Source organism: Streptomyces sp. NPDC037126 (genome assembly GCF_055605965.1).
Genome location: NZ_JBVJTD010000042.1, coordinates 22,813 through 46,135, shown reverse-complemented (window position 1 = coordinate 46,135; position 23,323 = coordinate 22,813). Strand labels below are relative to the sequence as shown.

Annotated in this window: 18 protein-coding genes; 15 read left to right on the top strand and 3 right to left on the bottom strand. The window is 71.5% G+C overall.

Annotated features, from left to right (window positions below):
* The 7 genes from ACZ7FF_RS42475 to ACZ7FF_RS42445 form a co-directional block, all read left to right on the top strand.
* A partial coding sequence (locus ACZ7FF_RS42475; RefSeq protein ID WP_470819792.1) for a thioesterase domain-containing protein occupies positions 1-2,702 on the top strand: 2,702 nt, incomplete at its 5' end.
* A gap of 72 nt (positions 2,703-2,774) precedes the next feature.
* Positions 2,775-3,419: a DUF6875 domain-containing protein gene (locus tag ACZ7FF_RS42470; RefSeq protein WP_470819791.1), complete on the top strand. Its 645-nt coding sequence runs from the start codon at positions 2,775-2,777 to the stop codon at positions 3,417-3,419.
* Positions 3,420-3,458: 39 nt separating this feature from the next.
* The gene (locus ACZ7FF_RS42465) at positions 3,459-4,322 is read left to right on the top strand and encodes an alpha/beta hydrolase (protein WP_470819789.1); all 864 of its coding nucleotides are present in this window, start codon (positions 3,459-3,461) and stop codon (positions 4,320-4,322) included.
* Positions 4,323-4,369: 47 nt separating this feature from the next.
* Positions 4,370-5,170 (top strand): tryptophan 2,3-dioxygenase, encoded by an 801-nt coding sequence (locus ACZ7FF_RS42460; RefSeq protein ID WP_470819788.1) that lies wholly within the window; start codon positions 4,370-4,372, stop codon positions 5,168-5,170.
* Between the two features lie 35 nt (positions 5,171-5,205).
* Positions 5,206-6,468 carry a kynureninase gene (locus ACZ7FF_RS42455; RefSeq protein ID WP_470819786.1) on the top strand — a complete coding sequence of 421 codons (1,263 nt, stop codon included), beginning with the start codon at positions 5,206-5,208 and terminating at the stop codon, positions 6,466-6,468.
* 122 nt (positions 6,469-6,590) lie between these two features.
* Complete coding sequence (locus ACZ7FF_RS42450; protein WP_470819784.1) at positions 6,591-7,631, top strand: methyltransferase; 1,041 nt, start codon at positions 6,591-6,593, stop codon at positions 7,629-7,631.
* 26 nt (positions 7,632-7,657) lie between these two features.
* Positions 7,658-8,950, top strand: a complete 1,293-nt coding sequence (locus ACZ7FF_RS42445; protein ID WP_470819783.1) for a cytochrome P450 family protein — start codon at positions 7,658-7,660, stop codon at positions 8,948-8,950.
* A 66-nt stretch (positions 8,951-9,016) separates the two neighbouring features.
* On the opposite strand, the gene ACZ7FF_RS42440 is transcribed toward ACZ7FF_RS42445, so the two are convergent.
* From ACZ7FF_RS42440 to ACZ7FF_RS42430, 3 genes are all read right to left on the bottom strand, one after another.
* Positions 9,017-9,220, bottom strand: coding sequence for a ferredoxin (locus ACZ7FF_RS42440; RefSeq protein ID WP_470819782.1), 204 nt, complete (start codon positions 9,218-9,220; stop codon positions 9,017-9,019).
* 36 nt (positions 9,221-9,256) lie between these two features.
* Positions 9,257-9,904: an LmbU family transcriptional regulator gene (locus ACZ7FF_RS42435; protein WP_470819780.1), complete on the bottom strand. Its 648-nt coding sequence runs from the start codon at positions 9,902-9,904 to the stop codon at positions 9,257-9,259.
* Positions 9,905-10,127: 223 nt separating this feature from the next.
* Complete coding sequence (locus ACZ7FF_RS42430) at positions 10,128-10,964, bottom strand: TetR/AcrR family transcriptional regulator C-terminal domain-containing protein (RefSeq protein WP_470819779.1); 837 nt, start codon at positions 10,962-10,964, stop codon at positions 10,128-10,130.
* 114 nt (positions 10,965-11,078) lie between these two features.
* Between ACZ7FF_RS42430 and ACZ7FF_RS42425 the strand changes: the two genes are divergently transcribed.
* The 8 genes from ACZ7FF_RS42425 to ACZ7FF_RS42390 all read left to right on the top strand — a co-directional run bounded on the left by ACZ7FF_RS42425 (position 11,079) and on the right by ACZ7FF_RS42390 (position 23,308).
* On the top strand, positions 11,079-11,963 hold the full coding sequence (locus ACZ7FF_RS42425) for a siderophore-interacting protein (RefSeq protein ID WP_470819777.1): 885 nt from the start codon (positions 11,079-11,081) through the stop codon (positions 11,961-11,963).
* An 82-nt stretch (positions 11,964-12,045) separates the two neighbouring features.
* Positions 12,046-13,029 (top strand): ATP-binding cassette domain-containing protein, encoded by a 984-nt coding sequence (locus ACZ7FF_RS42420; protein WP_470819776.1) that lies wholly within the window; start codon positions 12,046-12,048, stop codon positions 13,027-13,029.
* Entirely contained in the window at positions 13,019-13,786 is a 768-nt protein-coding gene (locus ACZ7FF_RS42415) for an ABC transporter permease (protein WP_470819775.1), read from the top strand. The genes ACZ7FF_RS42420 and ACZ7FF_RS42415 overlap by 11 nt, the downstream gene beginning before the upstream one ends.
* A gap of 87 nt (positions 13,787-13,873) precedes the next feature.
* A complete protein-coding gene (locus tag ACZ7FF_RS42410) occupies positions 13,874-16,135 on the top strand; it encodes an ATP-binding cassette domain-containing protein (protein ID WP_470819773.1) in 2,262 nt (753 codons plus the stop codon).
* A gap of 289 nt (positions 16,136-16,424) precedes the next feature.
* On the top strand, positions 16,425-20,114 hold the full coding sequence (locus ACZ7FF_RS42405; RefSeq protein WP_470819772.1) for a WGR and DUF4132 domain-containing protein: 3,690 nt from the start codon (positions 16,425-16,427) through the stop codon (positions 20,112-20,114).
* Entirely contained in the window at positions 20,111-21,130 is a 1,020-nt protein-coding gene (locus ACZ7FF_RS42400; protein WP_470819770.1) for an AAA family ATPase, read from the top strand. Before ACZ7FF_RS42405 ends, ACZ7FF_RS42400 begins: the two co-directional genes overlap by 4 nt.
* Before the next feature lie 355 nt (positions 21,131-21,485).
* Positions 21,486-22,427, top strand: coding sequence for a carbohydrate ABC transporter permease (locus tag ACZ7FF_RS42395; protein ID WP_470819769.1), 942 nt, complete (start codon positions 21,486-21,488; stop codon positions 22,425-22,427).
* Positions 22,424-23,308 (top strand): carbohydrate ABC transporter permease, encoded by an 885-nt coding sequence (locus tag ACZ7FF_RS42390; RefSeq protein WP_470819768.1) that lies wholly within the window; start codon positions 22,424-22,426, stop codon positions 23,306-23,308. The genes ACZ7FF_RS42395 and ACZ7FF_RS42390 overlap by 4 nt, the downstream gene beginning before the upstream one ends.
* The last annotated feature ends 15 nt before the right edge of the window (positions 23,309-23,323 follow it).

The window sequence follows — 23,323 nt, the reverse complement described above, 5'->3', positions numbered from 1 at the left end:
TGGGCAGGCCCGCCCTGACGGCCGAACGCTTCGTGGCGGACCCGTACGCCGTCGAGCCCGGGGGCCGTATGTACCGCACCGGTGACCTGGTGCGCTGGAACCGGGACGGTGAGCTGGAGTTCGTCGGCCGGGCCGACCACCAGGTCAAGATCCGCGGCTTCAGGATCGAACCCGCGGAGATCGAGAACGTCCTCACCGGTCATCCCGACATCGCCGAAGCCGCCGTCGTCGCACACCACGACCAGCCCGGTGACGCGCGCCTCGTCGCCTACGTCGTCGCCGAGGCCCCCGCACCGGCGGGGGACGAGGAGGAGCGGAGCCAGGTCGGCGAGTGGCAGGACCTGTACGACTCGCTGTACTCCGCGCCCGGGTCCGAGTTCGGTGCGGACTTCTCGGGCTGGAACAGCAGTTACGACGGTGAGCCGATTCCGTTGTCCGAGATGCGGGAGTGGCGTCAGGCCACGCTGGAGCGGATCAGGGCGTTGCGGCCGCGTCGGGTGCTGGAGATCGGGGTGGGTACGGGTCTGCTCCTGGCCGGGGTGGCGCGGGAGTGCGAGGAGTACTGGGGCACGGACCTGTCGCCGGTCGTCGTGGAGGAGTTGCGGCGCCATGTCGAGGCCGATCCCGAGCTGGCCCGGCGAGTCAGGCTCCGTGTGCAGGCCGCCCACGATTTCGGCGGTCTTCCGCAGGGCCGTTTCGACACGGTGGTACTCAACTCGGTGGCCCAGTACTTCCCGAACGCCGGCTATCTGACGCAGGTCGTCGAGCGGGCCTTCGCTCTGCTCTCGCCTGGTGGGGCGCTGTTCGTCGGTGACGTCCGCAATCCGCGGCTGCTGCGCACCTTCGCCGCCGGTGTGCACACCGCGCGTGCCGTCGACCCGGCGGACACGGCCGCGATCCGGCGTGCCGTGGAGCAGAGCCTCGTCCTGGAGAAGGAACTCCTCGTCGACCCCGAGTACTTCACCGCACTCGCCCACCACATACCCGGCCTCGCGGGCACCGACATCCAGCTCAAGCGCGGCACCGCCCACAACGAACTGACCCGCTATCGCTACGACGCCACCCTCTACAAGGACGGCATCACCCCCCAGCCCCTCACCCACACCCCCACCCGGCCCTGGACCCGGGACCTGGGCGCCCTCGCCGATCATCTGCGCACGGCGCGGCCCGGCCGGCTGCGGGTGACCGGTGTTCCCCACGCCCGCGTCGCAGGGGATCTCGCCGTACAGCGCGCGCTCGAGTCCGGGACGGCACCGGTCGCTCCGCTCCCGCCCGGTGCCGATCCGGAGGACTTCCACCGGCTCGGCGAGGAGCACGGCTACTGGACCGCGATCAGCTGGAGCGCGCACGACCCGGCCGCCCTCGACGTCACCTACGTCAGGCGCGAACTGCTCGAAGACGGTGTTCCCGTCGGTACCTACGCGCCCGCGGACGCCGCGGGACCCGACGTCCCGCTGTCCTCCTGGACCACCAGCCCGGCCACCGGCCGGAGCACCGGCGCCCTGCTCACCGCCGTGCGTGAGCACCTGCGCCGCCACCTGCCCGACTACATGCGCCCCGCAGCCGTCGTTCCGCTCGACCGGCTTCCGCTCACCGCCAACGGCAAGCTCGACCGTGCCGCGCTGCCCGCGTTCGACCTCGCACGCGCCGACATCGGCCGGGCGCCCGCCACGCCGCAGGAGCAGGTCGTGTGCGAGCTGTTCGCGGAGGTGCTGGGCCGGCCGGTGGTCGGTGTGGCCGAGGACTTCTTCGACCTGGGCGGGCACTCCCTGCTGGCCACCCGGCTGATGGCCCGGCTCCGCGCTGCCTTCGGCGTCGAACTGGGGGTGCGAAGCCTCTTCGAGGCGCCGACCCCGGCCGGGATCGCGGCGCGGCTCGACGTCGACGACGCGGACGGCTCGTACGAGGTGGTGCTGCCGCTGCGGACCGGGAGCAGCAGGCCGCCGCTGTTCTGCATCCATCCGGGCGGAGGCATCGGCTGGTCGTACAGCGCGCTCATCAAGCACCTGGGGCCGCAGTACCCGCTGTACGCGATCCAGGCGCGCAGCCTCGCCCGTCCGGAGCCCCGGCCGGGCAGCATGGAGGAGATGGCGGTGGACTACGCCGACCAGATCCAGACGGTGCAGCCGCACGGCCCGTACCACCTGGCCGGATGGTCGTTCGGCGGGTTGTGCGCGCACGCGCTGGCCGCGGAGTTCCAGCGGCGCGGCGAACCGGTGGCGCTGGTCGCCGTGCTCGACGTGATCCCGGACTGGCAGGGGCTGACCCACGCCGACGTACCGGCCCCCGACGACCGGGTCATGCTGCTGTACCACGTGGGTCTCGTCGACGACGGCCACGGGCACGACGAGGAGGAGATGACCTTCGCCAAGGCCCGGGAGATCCTGCGCCGCCAGGGCAGTGTGCTGGCCAACCTGGAGGAGGACCGGCTCACGACGATCACCGAGATCTCGGCGAACAACACCCACCTGACCGTCGACTACCGGCCCGGCCCGATCGAGGGTGACCTGCTGCTGATCGCCTGCTCGGAGCAACAGGACCCGCCCGTCACCGCCGCGGCCTGGCAGCCGTACGTCCGCGGCACCGTCGAGGCCCATGTGGTGGCCGGCGAGCACGGGTCGATGCTGACCCGCCCGGACACGCTGGCCGGGATCGGCCGGATCCTCTCGGCCAGGCTCCACGAACTCACCGGTGACGAGTGACCTTCGCGGGCCGCTCATCAGGCACTCACCGTCCGCTTCCTGCGAGGACCGACCCACGAGGACTGACTAACGATGCTGACCGACGTGCTCCACGTCGACCTGGCCAAGGCCGTGACAGCCGTGGACGGCTGGCTGAGCGACTACATCCGCCAACCGCACGGCGAACTCGGACGCCCCGGGCCGGTGTGCCCGTTCGTCGCACCGGCCCAGCGCGTCGGTGCGCTGGAGATCCGGTTCAGGCTGGTCGGCCCCACCCCGAGCCAGGCCCTCATCGACGAGATCGTGCGCTGTGGGCTCGACGAGTTCAGCGAGGTCGACTGGAAGGCCGGCAACCCGAACCTGCGCTCGCTGCTGCTCGTCCTGCCGGACCTGCCGGCCGAGCACCTGCACCTGCTGGACGCGGCGCACACCGCGCTCAAGCCGGAGAGCGTACGGCGCGGGCTGATGATCGCCCAGTTCCACGAGCGGTGCAGGGAGAAGGCCGCCCGCAACCCGGACTTCGAGGTGAGCCGCGCCCCGGTGCCGATGATGGCGGTGCGGTCGATGGCGATCCACGACGTGCTGTTCCTGGCGGACCGGCCCGAGTGGTTCGAGGAGTACGCGAGCCGCTTCGGGGCCCGCTACCGCGACTCGGCGCACGGCATCGACCCGGTGCTCACCGAGGTGTACGAACGGGCGCGTGCCGCCCACCGACCGGGGAGCCGCGGGGATGCGTGACGAACTGCGGTCCTGGGGCGCGCGGTGACGGGTGCCGCCGTGTACCGGGGAATGGATCAGGCCACGCTGGACCGGCAGTACTCGCCGAGTTCCCGCGTGCGGAGCCTGGACGCCTACCTGCGTCAGTACGAGCGGCTGAGCGAGGCGGCCCGACGGCTCCACCCGGTGCGGACGGGTCTGGCCTACGGCCCGCACCCGGCGGAGAAGCTTGACTACTTCCCCGGCACCGCCCCCGGGCGTGCCCCGCTGCTGGTGTTCGTGCACGGCGGGAACTGGCAGGCGCTCGGGAGGGCCGAATCGGCCTTCTGGGTGCCGCCCCTGCTGGCCGCCGGCGGGGCGGTCGCGGTGATCGGCTACGGGCTGGCACCGGATGTCCCACTGGACGCCATGGCGGGCATGGTCCGGCGGGCCGTGGACTGGCTGCTGCGGCACGCGGACCGGCTCGGGTTCGCCCCGCACCGGCTCCATCTGTGCGGCACCTCGGCCGGCGCACATCTGGCCGCCATGGCCCTGCTGCCCGATCCGCCGGACGGCCCGGACGTGTCCGGCCGGATCGCCGGGGCGGTGCTGCTCAGCGGCATGTACGACCTGGAGCCGGTGCGGCTGTCGTACATCAACGAAGCGCTGCGGCTCGACGAGGTCGCGGCGCGCCGCAACAGCCCGCTCCACCAGCTGCCGGCACGGCTGCCCGAGGTGGTGGTCGCCCGCGGCGGAAACGAGACCGAGGAATACGCCCGCCAGCACGGCCGGATGGTCACGGCGCTGCGCTCCCGGACGGCGGTGACGGAGGTCGTCGCGGAGCGGCGCGACCACTTCGACCTGCCCTACGACCTGAGCGTGCGGGGCGCCCGGCTGGGTGACGCGGTCCTCGCGCAGATGGGACTGGGAGGAAGGAGCACATGACCACCGAACCGACCGCCCGGCGTTTCGCACCGAGCCCGGGATGTCCGATGTCCGCGACTTCGCCGGGCACCACGCCGTACGCGCACTACGCGCGCATGGACGAGTTGCTGGCCCTGCAGCATCCGCTCAGCCCGGCGCGGACCGAGCCGGGGTTCATCATCATGAGCCAGGTCAAGGAGCTGCTGTTCAAGCTGCTGCACACCGAACTCGCCTCGACCCGCGACCAACTGGACGAGGACCGGCTCGGCGACGCACTGTGGACGCTGCGCCGCGTCGCGCGGGTGCAGCAGGTCCTGCTGGCATCGTGGGACACGTTCTCCGCGCTGTCGCCCGTGGAGTTCGCCGAGTTCCGGGACGTCCTGGGGTCGGCCTCGGGTTTCCAGTCGGCGGGCTACCGGCGGCTGGAGTTCCTGCTCGGCAACAAGAACCCTGCGATGACCGAGCCCCACCGGGGCACCGCCGGCCACGACGCGGTGGTCGGCCAGCTGCACGAGCCGAGCCTGTACGACGCCGCGCTCGCGCTGCTGGCCCGCCGCGGCCTGCTCACGCCGGACGACTCCCCGGACCGGGACACCACCCGGCCGTACCGCGTCGGCGCGGAGGTCGAGGAGGCGTGGCGGGCGGTCTACCGGGATCCCGTCCGCCACCACGAACTGCATCTGCTGGCCGAGGCACTGATGGACACCGCGGAGCAGTTCGCCCGCTGGCGCTACACCCATCTGGTGACCGTGCAGCGGATGCTGGGCGCCAAGGCGGGCACCGGCGGCACCGAGGGCGTGGCCTGGCTCGCCCGGATCAGCGAGCACCGCTTCTTTCCGGAGCTGTGGTCCGTGCGCTCCACGCTCTGACCGGACGCAGACGACACGAGAGGGAGGGAGGGCCGGTGGTGGGAGGGGTCCCGCGCACGGTCGCCGAGGAACTGGACGCCGCCGATCCGCTGGCCGCGTTCCGGGAGCGGTTCGTCATCACCGATCCGGAGCTGATCTATCTGGACGGCAACTCGCTGGGCCGGCTGCCCGCGGCCACCCCGGACATGCTGCGCGGCGTGGTCGAGGAGGGCTGGGGCGGGGGGCTGGTGCGGTCGTGGCGGGACTGGATCGACTGGGGAGCCCGGCTCGGCGACCGCCTCGCCGAGCACGTACTCGGCGCCCGGCCCGGCGAGGTGGTGGTCTCCGACTCGACGTCGGTCAACCTGTACAAGCTGGCCGGCGCCGCCCTGGACGCGGCTCCGGGGCGCGGCACCGTCCTGGTGGACGCCGAGGACTTCCCGACCAACCGGTACGTCCTGGAGGGCCTCGCCGAACAGCGCGGGCTGCGGCTGCGCCGCCTCGCCTCCGGTCTCGACGGCGGCCTCGACCCCGGCCTGCTGCGCTCCGCCCTCGACCGGGACGTCGCGCTGGTGGTGCTGTCACTGGTGTCCTACCGCAGCGGCGCGTTGCTGGACATGGCGGAGGTGAACGAACTGGCCCGCTCGGTCGGCGCGCGGGTCCTGTGGGACCTGTCGCACGCCGCCGGAGCCGTCCCCGTCGACCTGGCCGCGGCGGGCGCGGAGCTGGCCGTCGGGTGCACGTACAAGTACCTGAACGGCGGCCCGGGTTCGCCCGCCTTCCTCTATGTGCGCCGCGAACTGCAGTCCCGGCTGCGACAGCCGGTGTGGGGCTGGTTCGGGCAGCGGGAGCAGTTCCGGATGGGTCCCGACTACGACCCGGTGCCGGGCATCGAGAGATTCCTGGTGAGCACGCCGCCGCTGCTGTCGCTGGCGGCGATCGATCCGGCCCTCACCCTGGTCGAGGAGGCCGGCGTGGCGCGGATCCGGGCGAAGGGGTTGCGGTTGGGCCGGCTGGCCGACGACCTGACGGACGCCTGGCTCACTCCGCTGGGCTTCCGGCCGGCCTCGCCCCGTCCGCCGGAGCGGCGCGGTTCGCACCTGTCGCTGTACCACCCCGACGCCTGGCGGATCTGCCAGGCGCTGGCCGCGGACGCGAAGGTCGTCTGCGACCACCGGGTCCCGGACCGGCTCCGGATCGGCCCGTCCCCGCTCTACACCCGGTACACCGAGCTCTGGGACGCGCTGGCCCGCATCCGGGAGGTCGCGGCCGAGCGCACCTACGCCTCCCGGCCCGCCCACCCGGCCCGGATCACCTGACCAGCCGGCCGCAGGCCCGGCCCGGATCACCTGAAACGCCCTGCCCATCCGGCCCGCAGCACCTGAACCGCCGGGCCCGGCCCACCCGAAGACCCCGCCAGCCCAGCCGTTACGGAGTTCTCATGGCACACCGATCCCCGCTCACCACCGACGGACTGGTACAGATCCTGTTCGGCTCCTCGGCGTTCCAGATGCTCAACGCGGGCCGCAACCTGGGCCTGTTCACCCTGCTGCACCGGCGACCGGGCCTGACCCCGCAGGAGATCGGCAGGGAACTCGCCCTGGAGCCACGCCCGGTGCAGATCCTGCTCCTCGGCACCACCGCTCTGGGACTGACGGTCCGCCAGGGTGACGGCTACGAGAACGCCGACCTGCTGAACGGCCTGTTGTCGGACGGGACCTGGGACATCATCGACGACCTGATCGAGTACGAGGAGCGCATCGTCCGGCCCGCCGAGGTGGACTTCACCCGGTCGCTGCGCGAGAACACCAACGTCGGCCTGCGACGGATCAAGGGCACCGGCGAGGACCTGTACCACCGGCTGTCCGCGGATCCCGACCTCGAGGAGCTGTTCTACCGCTGTATGCGGTCCTGGTCCCGGCTGTCGAATCCCGTGCTGGTCGAGAAGGCGGACCTGACCGGGGTGCGCCGGGTGCTCGACGTGGGCGGTGGCGACGGCGTCAACGCCATCGCCCTCGCCGAGGCCAACCCTGGTGTGGAGTTCACCGTCCTCGACCTCCCCGGCACGGTGGAGATCGCCCGTCGCAAGGTCGCCGAGCACGGCCTGGCCGACCGGATCTCCGTCCGCGCGGCGGACATCTTCGCCGACCCCTATCCGACCGGACACGACTGCGTGCTCTTCGCCAACCAGCTGGTGATCTGGTCACCGCAGGAGAACGTGCGGCTTCTGCGCAGGGCACACGAGGCCCTGGCGGACGGCGGGCGGGTCCTGGTGTTCAACGCCATGTCCGACGACAGCGGCGACGGCCCTCTCTACGCGGCCCTCGACAACGTGTACTTCGCGACGCTGCCCGCCGCGAGCAGCACGATCTACCGGTGGGGCCAGTACGAGGAGTGGCTGGCCGCCGCCGGGTTCGTGAAGTCCGAACGGCTGCCCGGCGGCCGGTGGACGCCGCACGGCGTGATCAGCGCGGTCAAGTGACGTCCCAGCGAGAACCGGAGCCGACCATGTCCCACACGTCCCAGGACGCCCGGCCGGCCCGCGGGGGAGCGGTGTGCCCCACCGGCCGGCACATGATGGACCCGGATCTGCTCGCGGACCCCTTCGGCGGTTACGGCCGGCTGCGCGAGCAGGCCCCGGTCGTCCGCGGCCGGTTCGTCGACGGCACTCCGGTGTGGTTCGTGACCCGCTACGACGACGTCCGCGCGGTGCTGCGCGACCCCCGGTTCGTCAACACCCCCTCTCATGTGCCCGGCGAAGCGGGAGCGGATCCGCGCGAGGGCATGATGGAGTTGCTCAAGGTCCCCGAACACCTGCGGGTCTACCTGCTCGGCTCCGTCCTGGACAGCGACCCGCCGGACCATCCGAGGCTGCGCCGCCTGGTGACCCGGGCGTTCGCCGCCCGGCGCATCCTCGATCTGCGTGCCGACATAGAGCGGATCGCCGACCGGCTGCTGGCCGGGCTGCCGCACCGGGAGGAGGACGGGGCGGTCGACCTGCTGGGCCACTTCGCCTATCCACTGTCGATCACGGTGATCTGCGAGCTGGTCGGGATCCCGGCGGCCGACCTCGAGCAGTGGCGCGAGTGGGGCGGCGACCTGGTGTCGATGCGGCCCGAACGGCTGCAGCACTCCTTCCCCGTGATGATCGGCTACTGCCACGAACTGGTCGAACGGCGCCGTGCCGCGCTCGGCAACGATCTGCTGAGCGAGCTGATCCGGGCACAGGACGACGACGGCGGGCGGCTCAGCGACACGGAGATGGTCACCATGGTGGTCACCCTGGTCCTGGCCGGCCATGAGACGAGCGCGCACCTGATCGGCAACGGAACCGCCGCGCTGCTCACCCACCCCGATCAGCTGGCGCTGCTGCGCAGGGACCCGGCGCTGCTGTCGCGCGCCGTGCACGAGCTGATGCGCTGGTGCGGCTCGGTGCACGTGGCGCGGCTGCGCTACGCCACCGAGGACCTGGAACTCGCCGGCACGCACGTCTCCCGCGGCGACGCGGTCCAACCGGTGCTGGTGTCGGCCAACTTCGACCCGCGGCACTACACCGATCCGGACCGGCTGGACATCACGCGACACGAGGACGGGCAGGCCGAGAACCACGTCGGCTTCGGTCACGGCATCCACTACTGCCTGGGCGCCACGCTGGCCCGGCAGGAGGGCGAGGTGGCCCTCGCCCGGCTGCTGGCGCACTACCCGGACGTCTCACTGGCGGACGGCGATCCCGAGCTGAACCGCGCCCGGCTCCCCGGCAGCTGGCGGCTGGACTCGCTGCGCCTGCGGCTACGGCCGTGACGGCGACCGCGGCACCGAGGGGCTCCACGGTCCGTCCGTGGAGCCCCTCGGCCTGTCGTCGGCCGGTCAGTCGCGCGGGTCGTCCGCCACGGCGATGGCCTGTACGGGACAGGAGAGCGCGGCCTCCGTCACCTGCCGCGGCGGCGCCGCCTCGGTCCCTCCGGGTACGAGCGCGGCGTACCCGTCGTCGTCCTGGGTGAACACGGCGGGTGCCGTCAGGGCGCACTGCCCGGACCCGATACATGTGTGGTGGTCGATGCGGATCTGCATGTGAGGCCGTCTCCGGTGGTCGGGCGGGCGGGGCCGTCAGTGACCGAGCTCGTGCGCGGCGGCGCGGTCGAGGGTCAGGAGTATCCATTCCTCGAAGTCCCGGTCCCCTCTCGACGCGGCCTCGCGCCAGCGCTCCACCCGGTCGCAGGGGGCGCTGATCCGGGGGAGACTGGCCCGCGCGGGCGCGGTCGTCCGGTTCCCCCTGCGGTTCTCCCGGAGCTGCGCTCGCAGCTGGTTCCTGGACCAGCCGTGCTGCTCCGCCCGGTCGAGCCAGGTGTCGGCCTCCGCGGGCGGCAGCGAGGCGACCTCGGCGTGGTGGCCGAAGCTCAGCGTCTCGCGCCGGCGCCACAGCTCGAAGTGCCGTGCCACCCATGCGTAGTTGCGCAGGGTCTGGTAGTCGAGCCCGGCGGCCTGGACGCCGGTCTGGTAGCGGTCGGCGTAGCGGTCCTGGCCGTAGACGAGCCAGTCGCCCAGGCACCAGGCGGAGGAGTCGGCGATCTGGAAGAGGTGCTGTCCGGCCTTCTCCCACCGGTCGTACGAGAGCGGGGCGGGGATCTTCAGGCCGACCCGGGTGGTCAGGATTCTTCCCTGCCCGCCCGGCCTGCGGGGACGGGCGGCATCGCCCGCTTGGCGGCCGACGGGTAATGGGCGGTCATTCTGGTCGCACCTGGCGATTTGCTGCACCGGCTTCTCCTGGAATCGAGGCACTGACGCATCTCGCACCCGTGTCGCACCCTTGAGCGACCAAGGGTGCATGGTGAAAAAACGGTAAATCACCGCCCGAGAAAACGTCAATGAGCATTTCCGGCCGACATATGACCGATTGGGATGCGCTCGATTTCCAGGATGACCGACTCCTGGTCACAGTGCTTTCGGGTCCCGTGCTGTGCCTCCCCGTCAGGGCCCGTCAGGACGTGCGGGCGGAGGTGTGCTCCGCGTCGCCGGCGTCCGTGCGCGCCACCGCCTCGATGCCGTCGAGGATCACTTCCAGGCCGATCCGGAACGCCTCCTTCGCCTCACGCTCCATGTACGACGCGGCGTCGCTCGCCTCGGTCGCGGCGGCGCGGGTCGCGCTCGACTCCAGTGCCGCCAGGGCGGGGAAGCGTTCGGCGAAGTCAGGTGCCACCTCCGCGAGCAGCGCGGACCGCTCCGCCCACCACTCCTCGTCGGACACCCCGGTCTCCGGCGCCGCCTGCCGGTGCTCCGCGGCGACCCGGGCCATACCCCGCACGAACTGGAACAATACGGCGATGACGCGTCTGGTGTGCAACGGGTCCGGGCCGATTCCGCCCAGGATCCGCACCACCGTGTCCAGTTGCGCGTACTCGCTGGGTCCGAGTACGGGCCTGGCCTGGGAGATCTGCAGTACCCACGGGTGGCGCAGGTAGAACGACCAGGCGTCGTCGGCCCAGGCCGTGATCGCCGGGCGCCATCCCGCGCCGGTGTCGTACTCGGTGGGCAGTTCGGCGAGCACCCGGTCGTGCATGAGGTCGACCAGCTCGCTCTTGCTCGGCACGTACGTGTAGAGCGCCATGGCGGTCCGCCCGAGCTGGGTGCCGACCGCCCGCATCGACAGGGCCCCCATTCCCTGTTCGTCCGCCACCGTGACACCCGCGGCCACGATCGTGTCGACGTCGAGTCCCGGCTTGGGGCCGGGGCCGGTTCTCCCGCCCCCGGATTCGGCCGGGCGCCAGAGCAGAGCCATGGAACGGCGGGCGTCGCCTTGACCGGCAAAAACAACCACCTTGCAACTCCTTACTGCATAAAGTAACCTCACCGATGCATCTCTTTACGGCGTAAGGATATCAGGTGGGCATCGGCCCGCCCCGGGGTGTCCTACGTTCACGGAAGGTTTTCGATGGCAGAGCTCCCCGTCACGTTCATCCAGGTCACCGACATCACGCGCATCACACCGCGGATGGCCCGCGTGACGTTCGAGGCCGACCACCTCGACGACTCCGTCGGCCGGACTCCCGACCAGCAGCTCAAGCTCTGCTTCCCCCGCCCGGGCCAACGACTGCCCGTCCTGCCGGAGCAGAGCGACGACGCGACGAGCTGGTACCAGGCGTTTTTGGCCATTCCCGAGGACGAGCGGCCGTGGATGCGCAGCTTCACCCTCCGGCGGCGCCTTCCCGGGACCAGGACCGTCGAGATCGACTTCGTCCTGCACGGCGACACCGGCCCCGCCACCAGCTGGGCAGGCTCCGCCCGCCCCGGTGACCGGCTCGGCATGGTCGGCCCTTCGGCGCTCTACGCCCCGTCGGTCTCCCTCACCGACTCGATCGCAGCGGCCGACTGGCTGCTGCTCGCCGGCGACGAGACGGCGCTGCCCGCCATCGGCACCCTGCTGGAGGCCCTGCCGAAGCAAGCCCGCGCCATGGTCTACATCGAGGTGGCCGACGGCGGCGAGCAGCAGAACCTCGAGACGGCCGGTGACGTCGACATCCACTGGCTGCACCGCGACGGAACTCCGGCGGGCCGCAGCGACGTGCTGACCGACGCCGTCCGCGGGGCCCAGTTCCCGCCCGGGCGCCCCTTCGCCTGGCTGGCCGGCGAGGCGGGCGCCGTCCGGTCGCTGCGGCGCCACCTGGTCGACGAGCGGGGGCTGCCCAAGCGGTCGATCGACTTCAGCGGCTACTGGCGCTTCAAGCTCACCCAGGACGACGCCCCGACCACCGAGGACATGGTCGAGGCGCAGGAGCGGCTCGCCGAGTGCCAGTCAGCCGGCGATGACCACTCCTGACCAGCGGCGCGGCGGGGCCGCCCGCCCGGCCGGGCACCGTCGCGGTCCGGCCGGACAACAGCCGGTACGAGAGAGGGATCCCATGATCACAGTGCGAGGCCTCGCCCGCCGGTTCACCCTGAGGGGCCGCACCGTCGACGCGGTCAAAGGCATCGACTTCGACGTCGCGGCCGGGGAACTGGTCGGGTTCCTAGGCCCCAACGGGGCCGGCAAGACCACCACCTTACGGATGCTGACCACCATGCTGCGCCCCACCGGCGGCACCGGCACCGTGGCCGGCTGCGACCTGCTGACGGACCCCCAGGGCGTCCGGCGCGCAATCGGCTACGTCGCCCAGGGCGGCTCCACCTGGCCGGAGTCCAGGGTCGCGGAGGAGATCGAACTGCAGGCCCGGCTGTACGGCCTGTCACGGGCCGAGGCCCGGCGGCGCGGGGCGCTGCTCGCGGAGCGGCTCGACCTGGGCGGCCTGGACCAGCGCCCCGCCAAGACGCTCTCCGGCGGCCAGCGCCGCCGGCTCGACATCGCGCTAGGACTGGTCCACGAGCCGTCACTGGTCTTCCTCGACGAGCCCACCACCGGGCTGGATCCGCAGAGCCGGGCCAACCTGTGGGACCACGTCCGCCGCATGCGAGGCGAGCAGGGCATGACCGTCTTCCTCACCACGCACTACCTCGACGAGGCCGACGCACTGTGCGACCGGATCCTCGTCACCGACCACGGCGCGATCGTCGCCGAGGGCACCCCGGACGAGCTCAAGGCCCGCGTCGCCGGCGACGCGATCACCGTCGAGGTGACCGACCGGGCCCCGGAGGCGGCCGAAATCGCCGGGCGGCTGCGCGGCGCGCACGAGGTGGCCGTCGCCGCCGACACCGTGCGGTTCCGGGTGCCCCGTGGCGACGTGGCCCTGCCGGAACTGCTGCGCGCCCTCGACAACCGCGGGATCACCATGGCCTCGGTCAAGGTCAACCGGCCCACCTTGGACGACGTCTTCCTCAGCCTCACCGGACGCTCGCTGCGCGACGGCGAACCCGCGCCCGGGAACATGGAGATCGCCCATGCTGCGTGACACCGGCCTGATCTTCCTGCGGGACATGAGACTCTCCCTGCGCAGCCCGACATGGCTGATCATCGGGATCATGCAGCCGCTGCTGTACCTGTTCCTCTTCGGCCCGCTCATGGTGAAGGTGGCCGAGCACACCCCCGGCTTCCCGCCCGGAGGTGCCTGGGAGGTGCTCACCCCGGCGCTCATCGTCCAGACCGCGCTGTTCAGCGGCTCCTTCGCCGGGGTGGGGCTGCTCACCGAGTACCGGGTCGGCGTGGTCGACCGCTTCCGCGGCACCGCTGCGAGCCGGGCCGCCCTCCTGTTCGGCAAGGTCCTGGCCCAGGCGGTGCAGGCCACCGCCCAGTCCACCCTGATCGTGCTGGTGACACTGCTCGTCTTCGACCTCGACGCCCCCGTTGCGGGCATGCTGCTCAGCCTGGCGATCGCCGCGGTGCTGGCCATCACGCTGTCCTCGGGGTCGTACGCGCTGGCGATGGTCCTCAAGAGCGAGGCCGCGTTCCCCTCGCTGATGAACGCCGTACTGCTGCCGCTCCTCCTGCTGTCCGGGGTCCTGCTCCCGGTCTCCGAGCAGCTGGCCCCCGGCTGGCTGTACGACCTGGCCCGGATCAACCCCCTGACCCATGTCGTCGACGCCGAACGGGCCGCCTTCCGCGGCGACATGAGCTCGACGGGGCTGCTGACCGGCTCCCTCGTGCTGCTGCTCATGGCGGTGCTCGCCCTTGTGTGGGGCACGCGGACGTTCCAGAAGGAGAACGCCTGACGGGCGCCGCCCGCCGAACCGACCCGAGACCGGGCTCCCCCTTTTCCCCTGGAGGGGGAGCCCCCCCCGCACCACCGAGGAGCACATGTGACGACCGACGCCATCAGGGTGACCGGCGCCCGGGAGAACAACCTCAAGAACGTCTCGCTGGAGATCCCGAGACAACGGCTGACGGTCTTCACCGGCGTCTCCGGCTCGGGCAAGTCGTCCCTCGTGTTCGACACCATCGCGGCCGAGGCCCAGCGGCAGCTCAACGAGACCTTCACCGCTTTCGTCCGCACCTTTCTGCCCGACCACGGCCGTCCGGACATGGACGCCGTCGAGAACCTCTCCGCCGCGGTCGTCATCGACCAGAAACGCCTGGGCGGCAACCCGCGCTCCACGGTGGGCACGATCACCGACATCAACCCGCTGCTGCGCCTGCTGTTCTCCCGCGCCGGGGACCCCGCCGGCCTGCCGCCGAGCACGTTCTCCTTCAACGACCCCCAGGGCATGTGCCCCACCTGCGAGGGCCTGGGCACGGTCGTGGGCCTCGACCTCGACGCGTTCGTGGACCGCTCGAAATCCCTCAACCAGGGTGCGCTGCTGCACCCGGACTTCTCCACCGGCAGGTGGTACTGGCTCAGTTACACGGAGTCCGGCCTGTTCGACAACGACAAGCCGCTGAGCGACTTCACCGAGCGGGAATGGCAGCTTCTGCTGCACGGCGAACTGCCGGACAAGCAACGCCTGGTCTGGCAGGGCAACACATTGAACGTCCGGTACGAGGGCCTCGTCGACAAGTTCACCCGGCTCTACGTCAAGAAGGAGGACATGTCCGAGCGAAGCCGCCAGGTGTTCCGGCGGTTCGCGCACTCGGCCCCCTGCCCCGACTGCGACGGCAGCCGCCTCGGGCCGGCCGCGCTCGCGAGCCGGATCGGCGGTCACCACATCGCGGACCTCACCGCGATGGAGGCCGGGCACCTCACGGAGGTCCTGGCGGCACTGGACCTGCCCCATGTGAAACCGGTCCTGGACGACCTGGTCGCCCGCCTGCGTCACCTGGCCGACATCGGCCTCGGATACCTGAGCCTGGACCGGGAGACCCGCACACTCTCGGGTGGCGAGTCACAGCGGATCAAGATGGTCCGCCATCTCTCCAGCAGCCTCACCGAGATGCTGTACGTGTTCGACGAGCCGAGTGTCGGCCTGCACGCCCGGGACGTGCACCGGCTCAACGAACTCCTGGTCGCCCTGCGGGACAAGGGCAACACCGTCCTCGTGGTCGAGCACGATCCCGATGTCATGGCCGTCGCGGACCACGTGGTCGACATGGGCCCGAAGGCCGGGACGCTCGGTGGCGAAGTGGTCTTCGAGGGGAGCTTCGCGGGTCTCGCCGGGGCCGACACCCTCACCGGACGCCACCTGCGGCGCCGGCTACGGCTGAAGGCCGAGCCCCGTCGCGGCACCGGGACGCTCACCGTCACCGGCGCGAGGAGCCACAACCTGAAGGACGTGAGTGTCGGCTTCCCCACCGGCGTCCTGACCGTGGTCACCGGCGTGGCCGGATCGGGCAAGAGCTCGCTGGTCAACGACGAGTTCCTCGGCCGGCACCCCGACGCGATCGTGATCGACCAGTCGGCCGTGACGGCCGGACGGCGGTCCAGCACCGCCACCTACACCGGTCTGCTGGAGCCGGTCCGCAAACTGTTCGCCAAGGCCAACGGCGTCAGCCCCGCGCTGTTCAGCGCCAACTCCGAGGGCGCCTGCCCCAACTGCCAGGGGCTCGGCGTGCTGTACACCGACCTGGCGTTCCTGGACACGCTGAAGTCCGTGTGCGAGGTCTGCCGGGGCCGCCGCTTCTGCGACGACGTCCTGCGCCACCGCCTGCGGGGCCGGTCGATCAGCGATGTACTGGAGATGACGACGGCAGAGGCTGCGGACTTCTTCACCGAGCCCAGACTCCGCCCGGTCCTGCACGCCCTGAACGAGGTGGGGCTGGACTACCTGCGCCTCGGCCAGCCGCTCAGCACCCTGTCCGGCGGTGAGCGCCAGCGCCTCAAGCTCGCGGCCGAACTGCACCGCGTGGGCAGTGTCTACGTCCTGGACGAGCCCACCACGGGCCTTCACATGTCGGACGTCCACCGCCTCCTCGGCATCCTCGAGCGCCTCGTCGACCAGGGCAACACCGTCATCGTCATCGAGCACAACCTCGACGTCGTCAAGAGCGCCGACTGGATCATCGACCTCGGCCCCGAGGGGGGCAGCGGCGGCGGGCAGATCCTGTTCGAAGGAACCCCGGCCGACCTCCTGAAGGTCAGCGGCTCCCACACCGCCGCACACCTGCGCCGGGATCTCACGCAGACATGACACACGTCCAGCGTTCCCCTTCGCCGTTCAGGGGACGCTCCAAGGAGAGTCTTCGCCACGAAGCCGCCCGCGCCGGGCACCCTCGCGCGCGGTGGGCCACCACCCCCAACGTGCAAGGGAGATGAACACTGTCGGCGTCCGACTGCCGAACCGAAAACCCCGGGCCGTAGGCGCCACACGGCCCCCACCCAGCGTCCTCCCCGAACCGCTCGCCACCGAGCCGGCCCCTGTTGTCGGTGCTCCTGTCTACGGTGCTCGGCAACATCGACCGCGACCGTACGGAGGATAGGTGCAGCGCTGGGAGCACGACGGTGAGGGCCGTCCGAAGTTCTGGGAGGGGTGCGCGGACGGCCCGAGGGTGACACTCCGCTTCGGACGAGTCGGCACGGCCGGCCGGACGCAGGTGAAGGAGTTCGACACGGCCGACGCGGCCTCCGCCCATCTGGCCGGTGCCGTCGACACACGGCGGCGCGAGGGGTACCGTCCGGTCGGCGAGGCCGTGGTCCGTCCCGGGGTCGCCGACGACGTGGCCGGTTCGGATGCCGCCGCGCACACCACCGGTCCGGTCGGCAGCCCCCCCGTGGTCACGCGCCCCGACGAGGACACGTTCGTCCTCCCCGAGGCATGGCGAGACCGGCACATACCCCGCCGCGGCGGCACACCTGGCCCCGTCCCGGAGCCGAGCCCCGACGCGCTCGCCAGGATCCGTGCCCAGGGCGGGCGGCGTGCGTACGACCGCGAGAGGCTCCTGTCCCATCGGGACAGCGACCCGGACCTCGTCGGCGCCGCACGCGCCCACCAGGACGGCAGGCCGTGCCCCTTGGGCGCCGCCGTCCTTGCTTCTTGTGAGGTCGCGTACCAGTCAGACGCGGTGGACGCCTGGGTGATCGAGCACGGCCTGCCGTTCGCGGCGTGCGCCGCGGTGCAGGCATCGGAGGTGAGCAGCTCCCTTCGTACGGGCTACTCACACACCGTCTTCCAAGCTGTCACGTGGAACCCGGACGAGGTGGGTTGTGGCTGGCCGGGTCAGGACATGGTTCTGGACCGCGTCCGGAGCCTGCTGTCGGTGGCCGACGAAGCGGACTACCGGGCCACCGTTTCGGCGCTCGCCGAACTGCGCACCACGCCCAGCCGTCGTATCCGCATCGGGTATCTGGTGCCGGGCGAGCACAAGTGGGTCACCGAGTGCTGCACCGAACCGGAGGCTCGTCGGCCCTCCGGCACGAACGGGCGGGCGCTGCTCACCGCGTCTCTCACCACCCCGGAACAGATCGGCCTGCTGGCGGCCGACGGGCTCGACCTCCGCTGGCCGGGCTGGACCGTGCCTCTCCTGGCCACGGTCGCCGCGGAGTTCGGCGCCGGCATGCTGCCGCTCCTGAAACACGCCTACGATCATGCCGACCTCAAGGACACCACGGCCCTCCTGGCCGGAGCGCTGGCCGAGCTGCCCTCCGACGACGCCTTCCGCCTGCTGCTCGGCCGGATCGGCATCAAGGAGGTCCGGGCCGTACTGCTGGCGGCGGCCGACCGCTACCCGGTCCGCGCCCTGCGGCTGCTGACGGCGGCCGCGGGCGGTTCCGGCGACGGCGCCGACCTGGCCGGCGCACTCCTGCGGCGGCACGTCGCCACGCATCGCGACCTCACGCTCGCCGTCCTGCCCGAACTGCCTCCGTCCGTGGCGGAGGTGGTCGGTCCGCTCGCCCGGCGTGACGGACTGCTTCCCGAAGCCGCTTCGGACAGCCTGCCCGCCATGCTGACCAGCCCGCGAAGGACCCAGCGCCGCGAGATGCGCAAGCCGACGGTGGTGCCGGGTCTGACCGCTCCGGCGGAGACCGAGGTGCGGTGGCTGGACGGTGAGCAGGAGGCATGGGCCCGCGCACACCCGTACAGCCAATACGACTGGGACAGCTACTGGAGAACGGATCCGCAGGGTACGCCCCGGACGAAGGAGGGACTGCACGACATCGTCGCCCAGGACACCGTCGATGAGCTGATCGCCCGGCACCGTGACAAGCGGGCGACGCGATGCCAGTACGACGCCCTCTTCGCCCACGTCCTGCACGGACCTGCCCACCTCGTCCGCCCCGTGCTGGCCGACTGGGACGGCCCCCCTCCGGCACGCACCCAGCCCTGCGATCTCAAGCTCCTGGCCGCGGCTCATGAAGCGGTGGCTCTGCACATGGTCCTCAGGCTGGTGGGCCGCCGGCGCCCCGACGAAGCGGCCGAGCTCCTGCTGCCGTACTTGGACGTTCGGGTCGCCCGGCAGGTGGCGGACTGGGCGGTGCGGCCGAAGCACGCCGAGCGCGCGGCCCGCCCGTGGCTGGTCCGGCACGGCGGCGACGCGGCCCGCCTGCTGATCCCCGACGCCCTCGGCAAGCCGGGCAGAGCTCGCGCGGCCGCCGAGGCGGCACTTCGCGTGATAGCCGACGCGCACGGCCCCGCAGCCGTCCTGGAGGCCGCCGAGACGTACGGGCCGCAGGCCGCCGACGCCCTGGACGTCTTCCTCACGGCCTCGGCGGAACCCCGGTTCCCCGTCAGGATGCCGGCCATCGGTGCGTGGGCCGATCCCGAGGCGCTGCCGCAGATCCGGCTGCGCACCGGTGAGGCCCTGCCCGCGGGCGCAACGCGCCACGTTGTGTCGATGCTGTCGCTGGCCAAGCCCGGCACGCCCCCTCCCGGCCTGGACACCGTGCGGGAGATCGCCGATCCGGCGTCCTTGGCCGCGTTCGGCTGGGAGGTGTTCGCGCAATGGCGACTGCTGGGCATGCCGGCGAAGGACGGCTGGGCGCTTCACCAGCTCGGCGTCATCGGTGACGACGAGACCGTCCGGCGGCTGACTCCGGTGATCAGGGACTGGCCGGGGGAGGGCGCTCACCAACGGGCCGTCGAGGGCCTGTCGGTGCTGGCGGCCATCGGCAGCGACACCGCCCTGCTCCATCTGCACGCCATCGCCCAGCGTGTGAGGTTCAAGGCCCTGAGGGCACGCGCGAAAGAGGAGATCACAAGGATCGCGGACGCTCTCGGACTGAGCGCCGACCAACTCGGCGACCGGCTGGTGCCCGACCTCGGACTCGGCCCCGACGGTGCCACCGTGATCGACTACGGTTCGCGCCGCTTCACGGTCGGATTCGACGAGCGGCTGAAGCCCCGTGTCCGGGACGAGGCCGGGAAGCTGCTCGGGGACCTGCCCAGGCCGGGCACGAAGGACCGCACGGAACTGGCCGCCGCGGAGCGGAAGCGGTTCACCGCCCTGAAGAAGGACGTCCGAGCCGTCGCCGACGACCAGATACGGCGGCTGGAGTCCGCGATGGTCCAGGGCCGCTCGTGGACCACCGGCGAGTTCCGGAAACTGTTCGTCGAACATCCCCTGGTGGGGCATCTGACCCGGCGGCTGCTGTGGCGGGCCCGCACCCCGGACACGGAGGTCACCTTCCGGGTCGCCGAGGACAACAGCTGTGCCGGCCGCGACGACGTCCTGCTCACCCTGGCCGAGGAAGCGGTGATCAGCCTCCCGCACCCGCTCCTCCTGAGCACCGGCGACCTGAGCGCGTGGGCGGAGGTGTTCGGTGACCACGAGATCACGCAGCCCTTCCCCCAACTCGGTCGTCCGGTGTTCGCAACGACCCCCGAGGAGGCGGCCGGGCACCGGCTGCGCCGCTTCGAGGACGCCACCGTGCCGGTGGGCCGGCTGCTCGCTCTCACCCGGCGCGGCTGGGAGCGCGGGGAACCGCAGGACGCCGGTGTCGAGGAGTGGTTCTCCCGACGCCTCGGCGAGAGCCGCCACCTCGTCATCGCACTGGACCCCGGGATCATCGTCGGCATGCCCGGCGAGAACCCCGAACAGCGCCTCGCCGCGATCTGGCTCGACGCCTGTCCAGGGGAGTACAGACCCGCCGATGACCACCCCCTGAAGTGCGCAGACGTCGACCCCGTCGCCCTGTCCGAGGCCCTGGCCGACCTCACGGAGCTGACGGCATGACGGGACCGCAGCACGACCTGCCAGCCTCGGACGACGCGCCGCCGGCCGACGGCACCGCTGCCTTCGGGAGCCGCACGGACGCGGAGCCGACGTCCCTCCAGCGGCCGCCCGCGGAGGTCCGCTACGCAGACGAACTGGCCGCCCTGCGCGCCGCGGACGACGCGCCACGGCCGCCCGGCTGGTTCCTCAGCATGCGGGCCGCACGCCGTTTCGTCTGCGGCGACGCCGACAGCGGGGTCAGCCGCAAGTTCGTCGGCCATGTCGCGCTCGTCGAGCGGGCTTTGGTCGCGCTCGCCACCGACCGCGGGCTGATGCTCGTCGGTGAGCCCGGTACCGCAAAGTCCCTGCTGTCGGAATTGATCGCCGCCGCCGTCAGCGGCGACTCCACCCTCGTCGTGCAGGGCGGCGCCGCCACCACGGAGGAACACATCAAGTACTCCTGGAACTACGCCCTGCTCGTCTCCGAGGGCCCTTCCGAACGCTCCCTAGTCCCGGCACCCGTGCTACGCGGTATGAGGGAGGGCAGGCTCGTTCGGTTCGAGGAGATCACCCGCTGCCCGCTGGAAGTACAGGAGGGCGGCGCCGGCCAGACCGGCGGCCAGGCCCGGCACTCCGGCGTCGGCCAGTACGGCGTCCCGGTGCCCGCCGGCGAAGGTGTCGCCGAGCTTGGTGGCGGTTCAAGGAGGACCCGAAGAGCGCCGGCCTCCGGTCGCTGCAAGTGGTCGGAGGCTCCCCCAGGCCTCCGGCGCCGACCAGCCCACCAAGGTGTGGACCGGCTACACGACGCCGCCCTCAAGGGGCAACCCGTCCAGCTGTGCACGCCCGCACTCCTTGACCGGAACACAGGCCCGGGCACCTCCTCGAGCACTCATCCCGCCACCGCCGCCCAGCCCCCGTCCCCACGGTCGCGGCGGTCCCGGCACCGCACCGCGGGACGGGCAACTGAACCACCGCGTCGGCCGAGGGCCGCGGCGTGCTGTCGTGAAGTGCTCACGGACGATGAGCGTTCCAGGTAATCCGCCACGCGCCGTTCCTGCCGCACTTCTCGGGGACTAGCCTCGAAAACCCGTGGCCACGCCATCCGCTGGGGGCGGTGGTCATGTGGTGCGCCGCCCCACTTCGCGAAACACGGCACTGACCCCGCCGACCCGGGACATGACCACGCCGGGCCACCGCAACCCTCGCCGTGCGCCCCTCGCCGTGCGCCCCGCCGTCGTGGCCCGTCGATGGCCCGCCACGTCACCGCGGCCGTCCCGTCCCTCGCCCATCGGCCTCGTTGGGGAGGAAGCTGCTCATGGTGAAAGTCCCATCCATTTACTAGATTCATGACCTGCTATACGGTTCTCATGCGTCACATCGTGAGGAGTCCGTATGGTGACCATGGTCAAGCCCCCGCCCGCGCGCCACCTCTCGCGCTCCGCGCAGCGCGAGAGGCGGCGCGGTTCCCTGAACTCCCGGGACCGCACCTTCGGGTTCCTGCTCGCGGCGCCCGCGGTCGCCCTCTTCCTCGTCGTGGCCGTCTATCCGCTGGTGGCGAGCATCGGCACGAGCCTGTACGACCAGTCGCTGGTGTACCCCGGCCGGAAGTTCGTGGGCTTCGCGAACTACGCCGACGTCTGGCCCGACTTCGTCGGCCGGCTGGGCGTCACCCTGGAGTTCTCCGTGCTGGCGACCGTGTGCCCGGTGCTGCTCGGAGTGGCGCTCGCGATGCTCCTCAACTCCCGCCTGCGCGGCCGCAACGTCCTGCGGGGCATGCTGATGCTGCCCTGGCTGCTCCCCGGTGTCGTGGTGTCCTTCCTCTGGGCCTGGATCTTCAACGACAGCTACGGGGTGCTCAACCACGTCCTCGGCACGCTTCACCTGCCCGAGGTGAACATGCTCGGGAACGCCTCCACGGCCATGGCGGCCGTCGTCATCGCCAAGACGTGGAACTCCTTTCCGTGGATCATGGTCGTGGTCCTCGCGGTCCTGCAGACCCTGCCGCGGGAGCAGCTGGAGGCCGCCGCCCTGGACGGGGCCTCACGCCGTCAGCGCTTCGTGCACGTGTCGCTGCCGCACCTGATCGGGCCGGTCGCGCTCGTGAGCATGCTGGAGTTCATCTACAACTTCGGCTCGTTCGACATGATCTTCGTGATGACCGGGGGCGGCCCGGGCACGTCGACCATGACGCTCGCGGTCAGCCTCTACCAGTACGCCTTCACCGAGTTCTCGCTCGGCAGGGCCGCCGCCATGGGCGTGCTCTGGCTGCTCGCGCTGTCGGTGGTGTGCGGGGGTTACTTCCTGCTCAACAAGAAGCTGGAGTCGCGCTCATGAGCCTCCTCACCCCCGCCCGGCCGCGTGGCGGGTCGCGCCACGTCGGAGAGGGCATCACCCAGCCCTCCCTGGGCATCCCCGGCAAGCTGGGACTGACGGTGCTCGCCCTGTTCGGACTGCTGCCGGTGTACTGGCTCGTCGCCACCGCGTTCATGCACCGCCAGGACGTCTTCGCGGCCGACCGTCCCTTCTTCCCGCTGCACCCGACGCTGGAGAACTTCGGCACGTTCCTCGGCGACGCGACCCTGCTCTCCGACCTCGTCAACTCCGTGATCGTCTCGGCCGGGACGGCGTTGGTCTCCGTCGTGGTGTCCGGTCTGCTGGCGTACTCGCTGTCGAAGTTCCGCTACCGCGGCCGCAACGCCGTCATGGTCATGTTCCTGGTCGGACAGCTGATACCGGGAGCCCTGCTGCTGGTCACGCTGTACCTGATGTTCAGCGCCGCCGGACTGCTGCACACCTATACGGCCGTCGTGCTGGCCTTCACGACGTTCACGCTGCCGCTGTCCGCCTTCCTGCTCAAGGGCATCATCGACGCGCTGCCGGACGAACTCGTCGAGGCGGCCAAGGTCGACGGGCTGTCCCATGTGGCGACCCTGTTCCGGATCGTCTTCCCGCTGGTCGCGCCCGGCCTCGTCACCGCCGGGATGTTCGCCTTCATGCGCGGCTGGAGCGACCTGCTCTTCGCGCTCACCCTCGCCGGCCCGGACAAGGAGACCCTGCCCGTCGGCATGACGACCGCCTTCATCCACGAGGGCTCCGCCGACTGGCCGGTGCTGATGGCCTCCTCGGTGGTCACCTCGCTGCCGCTGGCAGTGATCTTCGTGATCCTCCAGCGCTACTTCGTCTCCGGCCTCGCGGCCGGAGCCGTAAAGGGCTGACCGGCCGGCCCGCAG

Excerpts from the sequence above, each read along its gene's own strand:
- ACZ7FF_RS42400 (WP_470819770.1), top strand. The coding sequence starts at position 20,111 with ATGACGGGACCGCAGCACGACCTGCCAGCCTCGGACGACGCGCCGCCG.
- ACZ7FF_RS42445 (WP_470819783.1), top strand. The coding sequence starts at position 7,658 with ATGTCCCACACGTCCCAGGACGCCCGGCCGGCCCGCGGGGGAGCGGTG.
- ACZ7FF_RS42450 (WP_470819784.1), top strand. The coding sequence starts at position 6,591 with ATGGCACACCGATCCCCGCTCACCACCGACGGACTGGTACAGATCCTG.
- ACZ7FF_RS42460 (WP_470819788.1), top strand. The coding sequence starts at position 4,370 with ATGTCCGCGACTTCGCCGGGCACCACGCCGTACGCGCACTACGCGCGC.
- ACZ7FF_RS42440 (WP_470819782.1), bottom strand. The coding sequence starts at position 9,220 with ATGCAGATCCGCATCGACCACCACACATGTATCGGGTCCGGGCAGTGC.
- ACZ7FF_RS42470 (WP_470819791.1), top strand. The coding sequence starts at position 2,775 with ATGCTGACCGACGTGCTCCACGTCGACCTGGCCAAGGCCGTGACAGCC.
- ACZ7FF_RS42415 (WP_470819775.1), top strand. The coding sequence starts at position 13,019 with ATGCTGCGTGACACCGGCCTGATCTTCCTGCGGGACATGAGACTCTCC.
- ACZ7FF_RS42390 (WP_470819768.1), top strand. The coding sequence starts at position 22,424 with ATGAGCCTCCTCACCCCCGCCCGGCCGCGTGGCGGGTCGCGCCACGTC.
- ACZ7FF_RS42395 (WP_470819769.1), top strand. The coding sequence starts at position 21,486 with ATGGTGACCATGGTCAAGCCCCCGCCCGCGCGCCACCTCTCGCGCTCC.
- ACZ7FF_RS42425 (WP_470819777.1), top strand. The coding sequence starts at position 11,079 with ATGGCAGAGCTCCCCGTCACGTTCATCCAGGTCACCGACATCACGCGC.
- ACZ7FF_RS42420 (WP_470819776.1), top strand. The coding sequence starts at position 12,046 with ATGATCACAGTGCGAGGCCTCGCCCGCCGGTTCACCCTGAGGGGCCGC.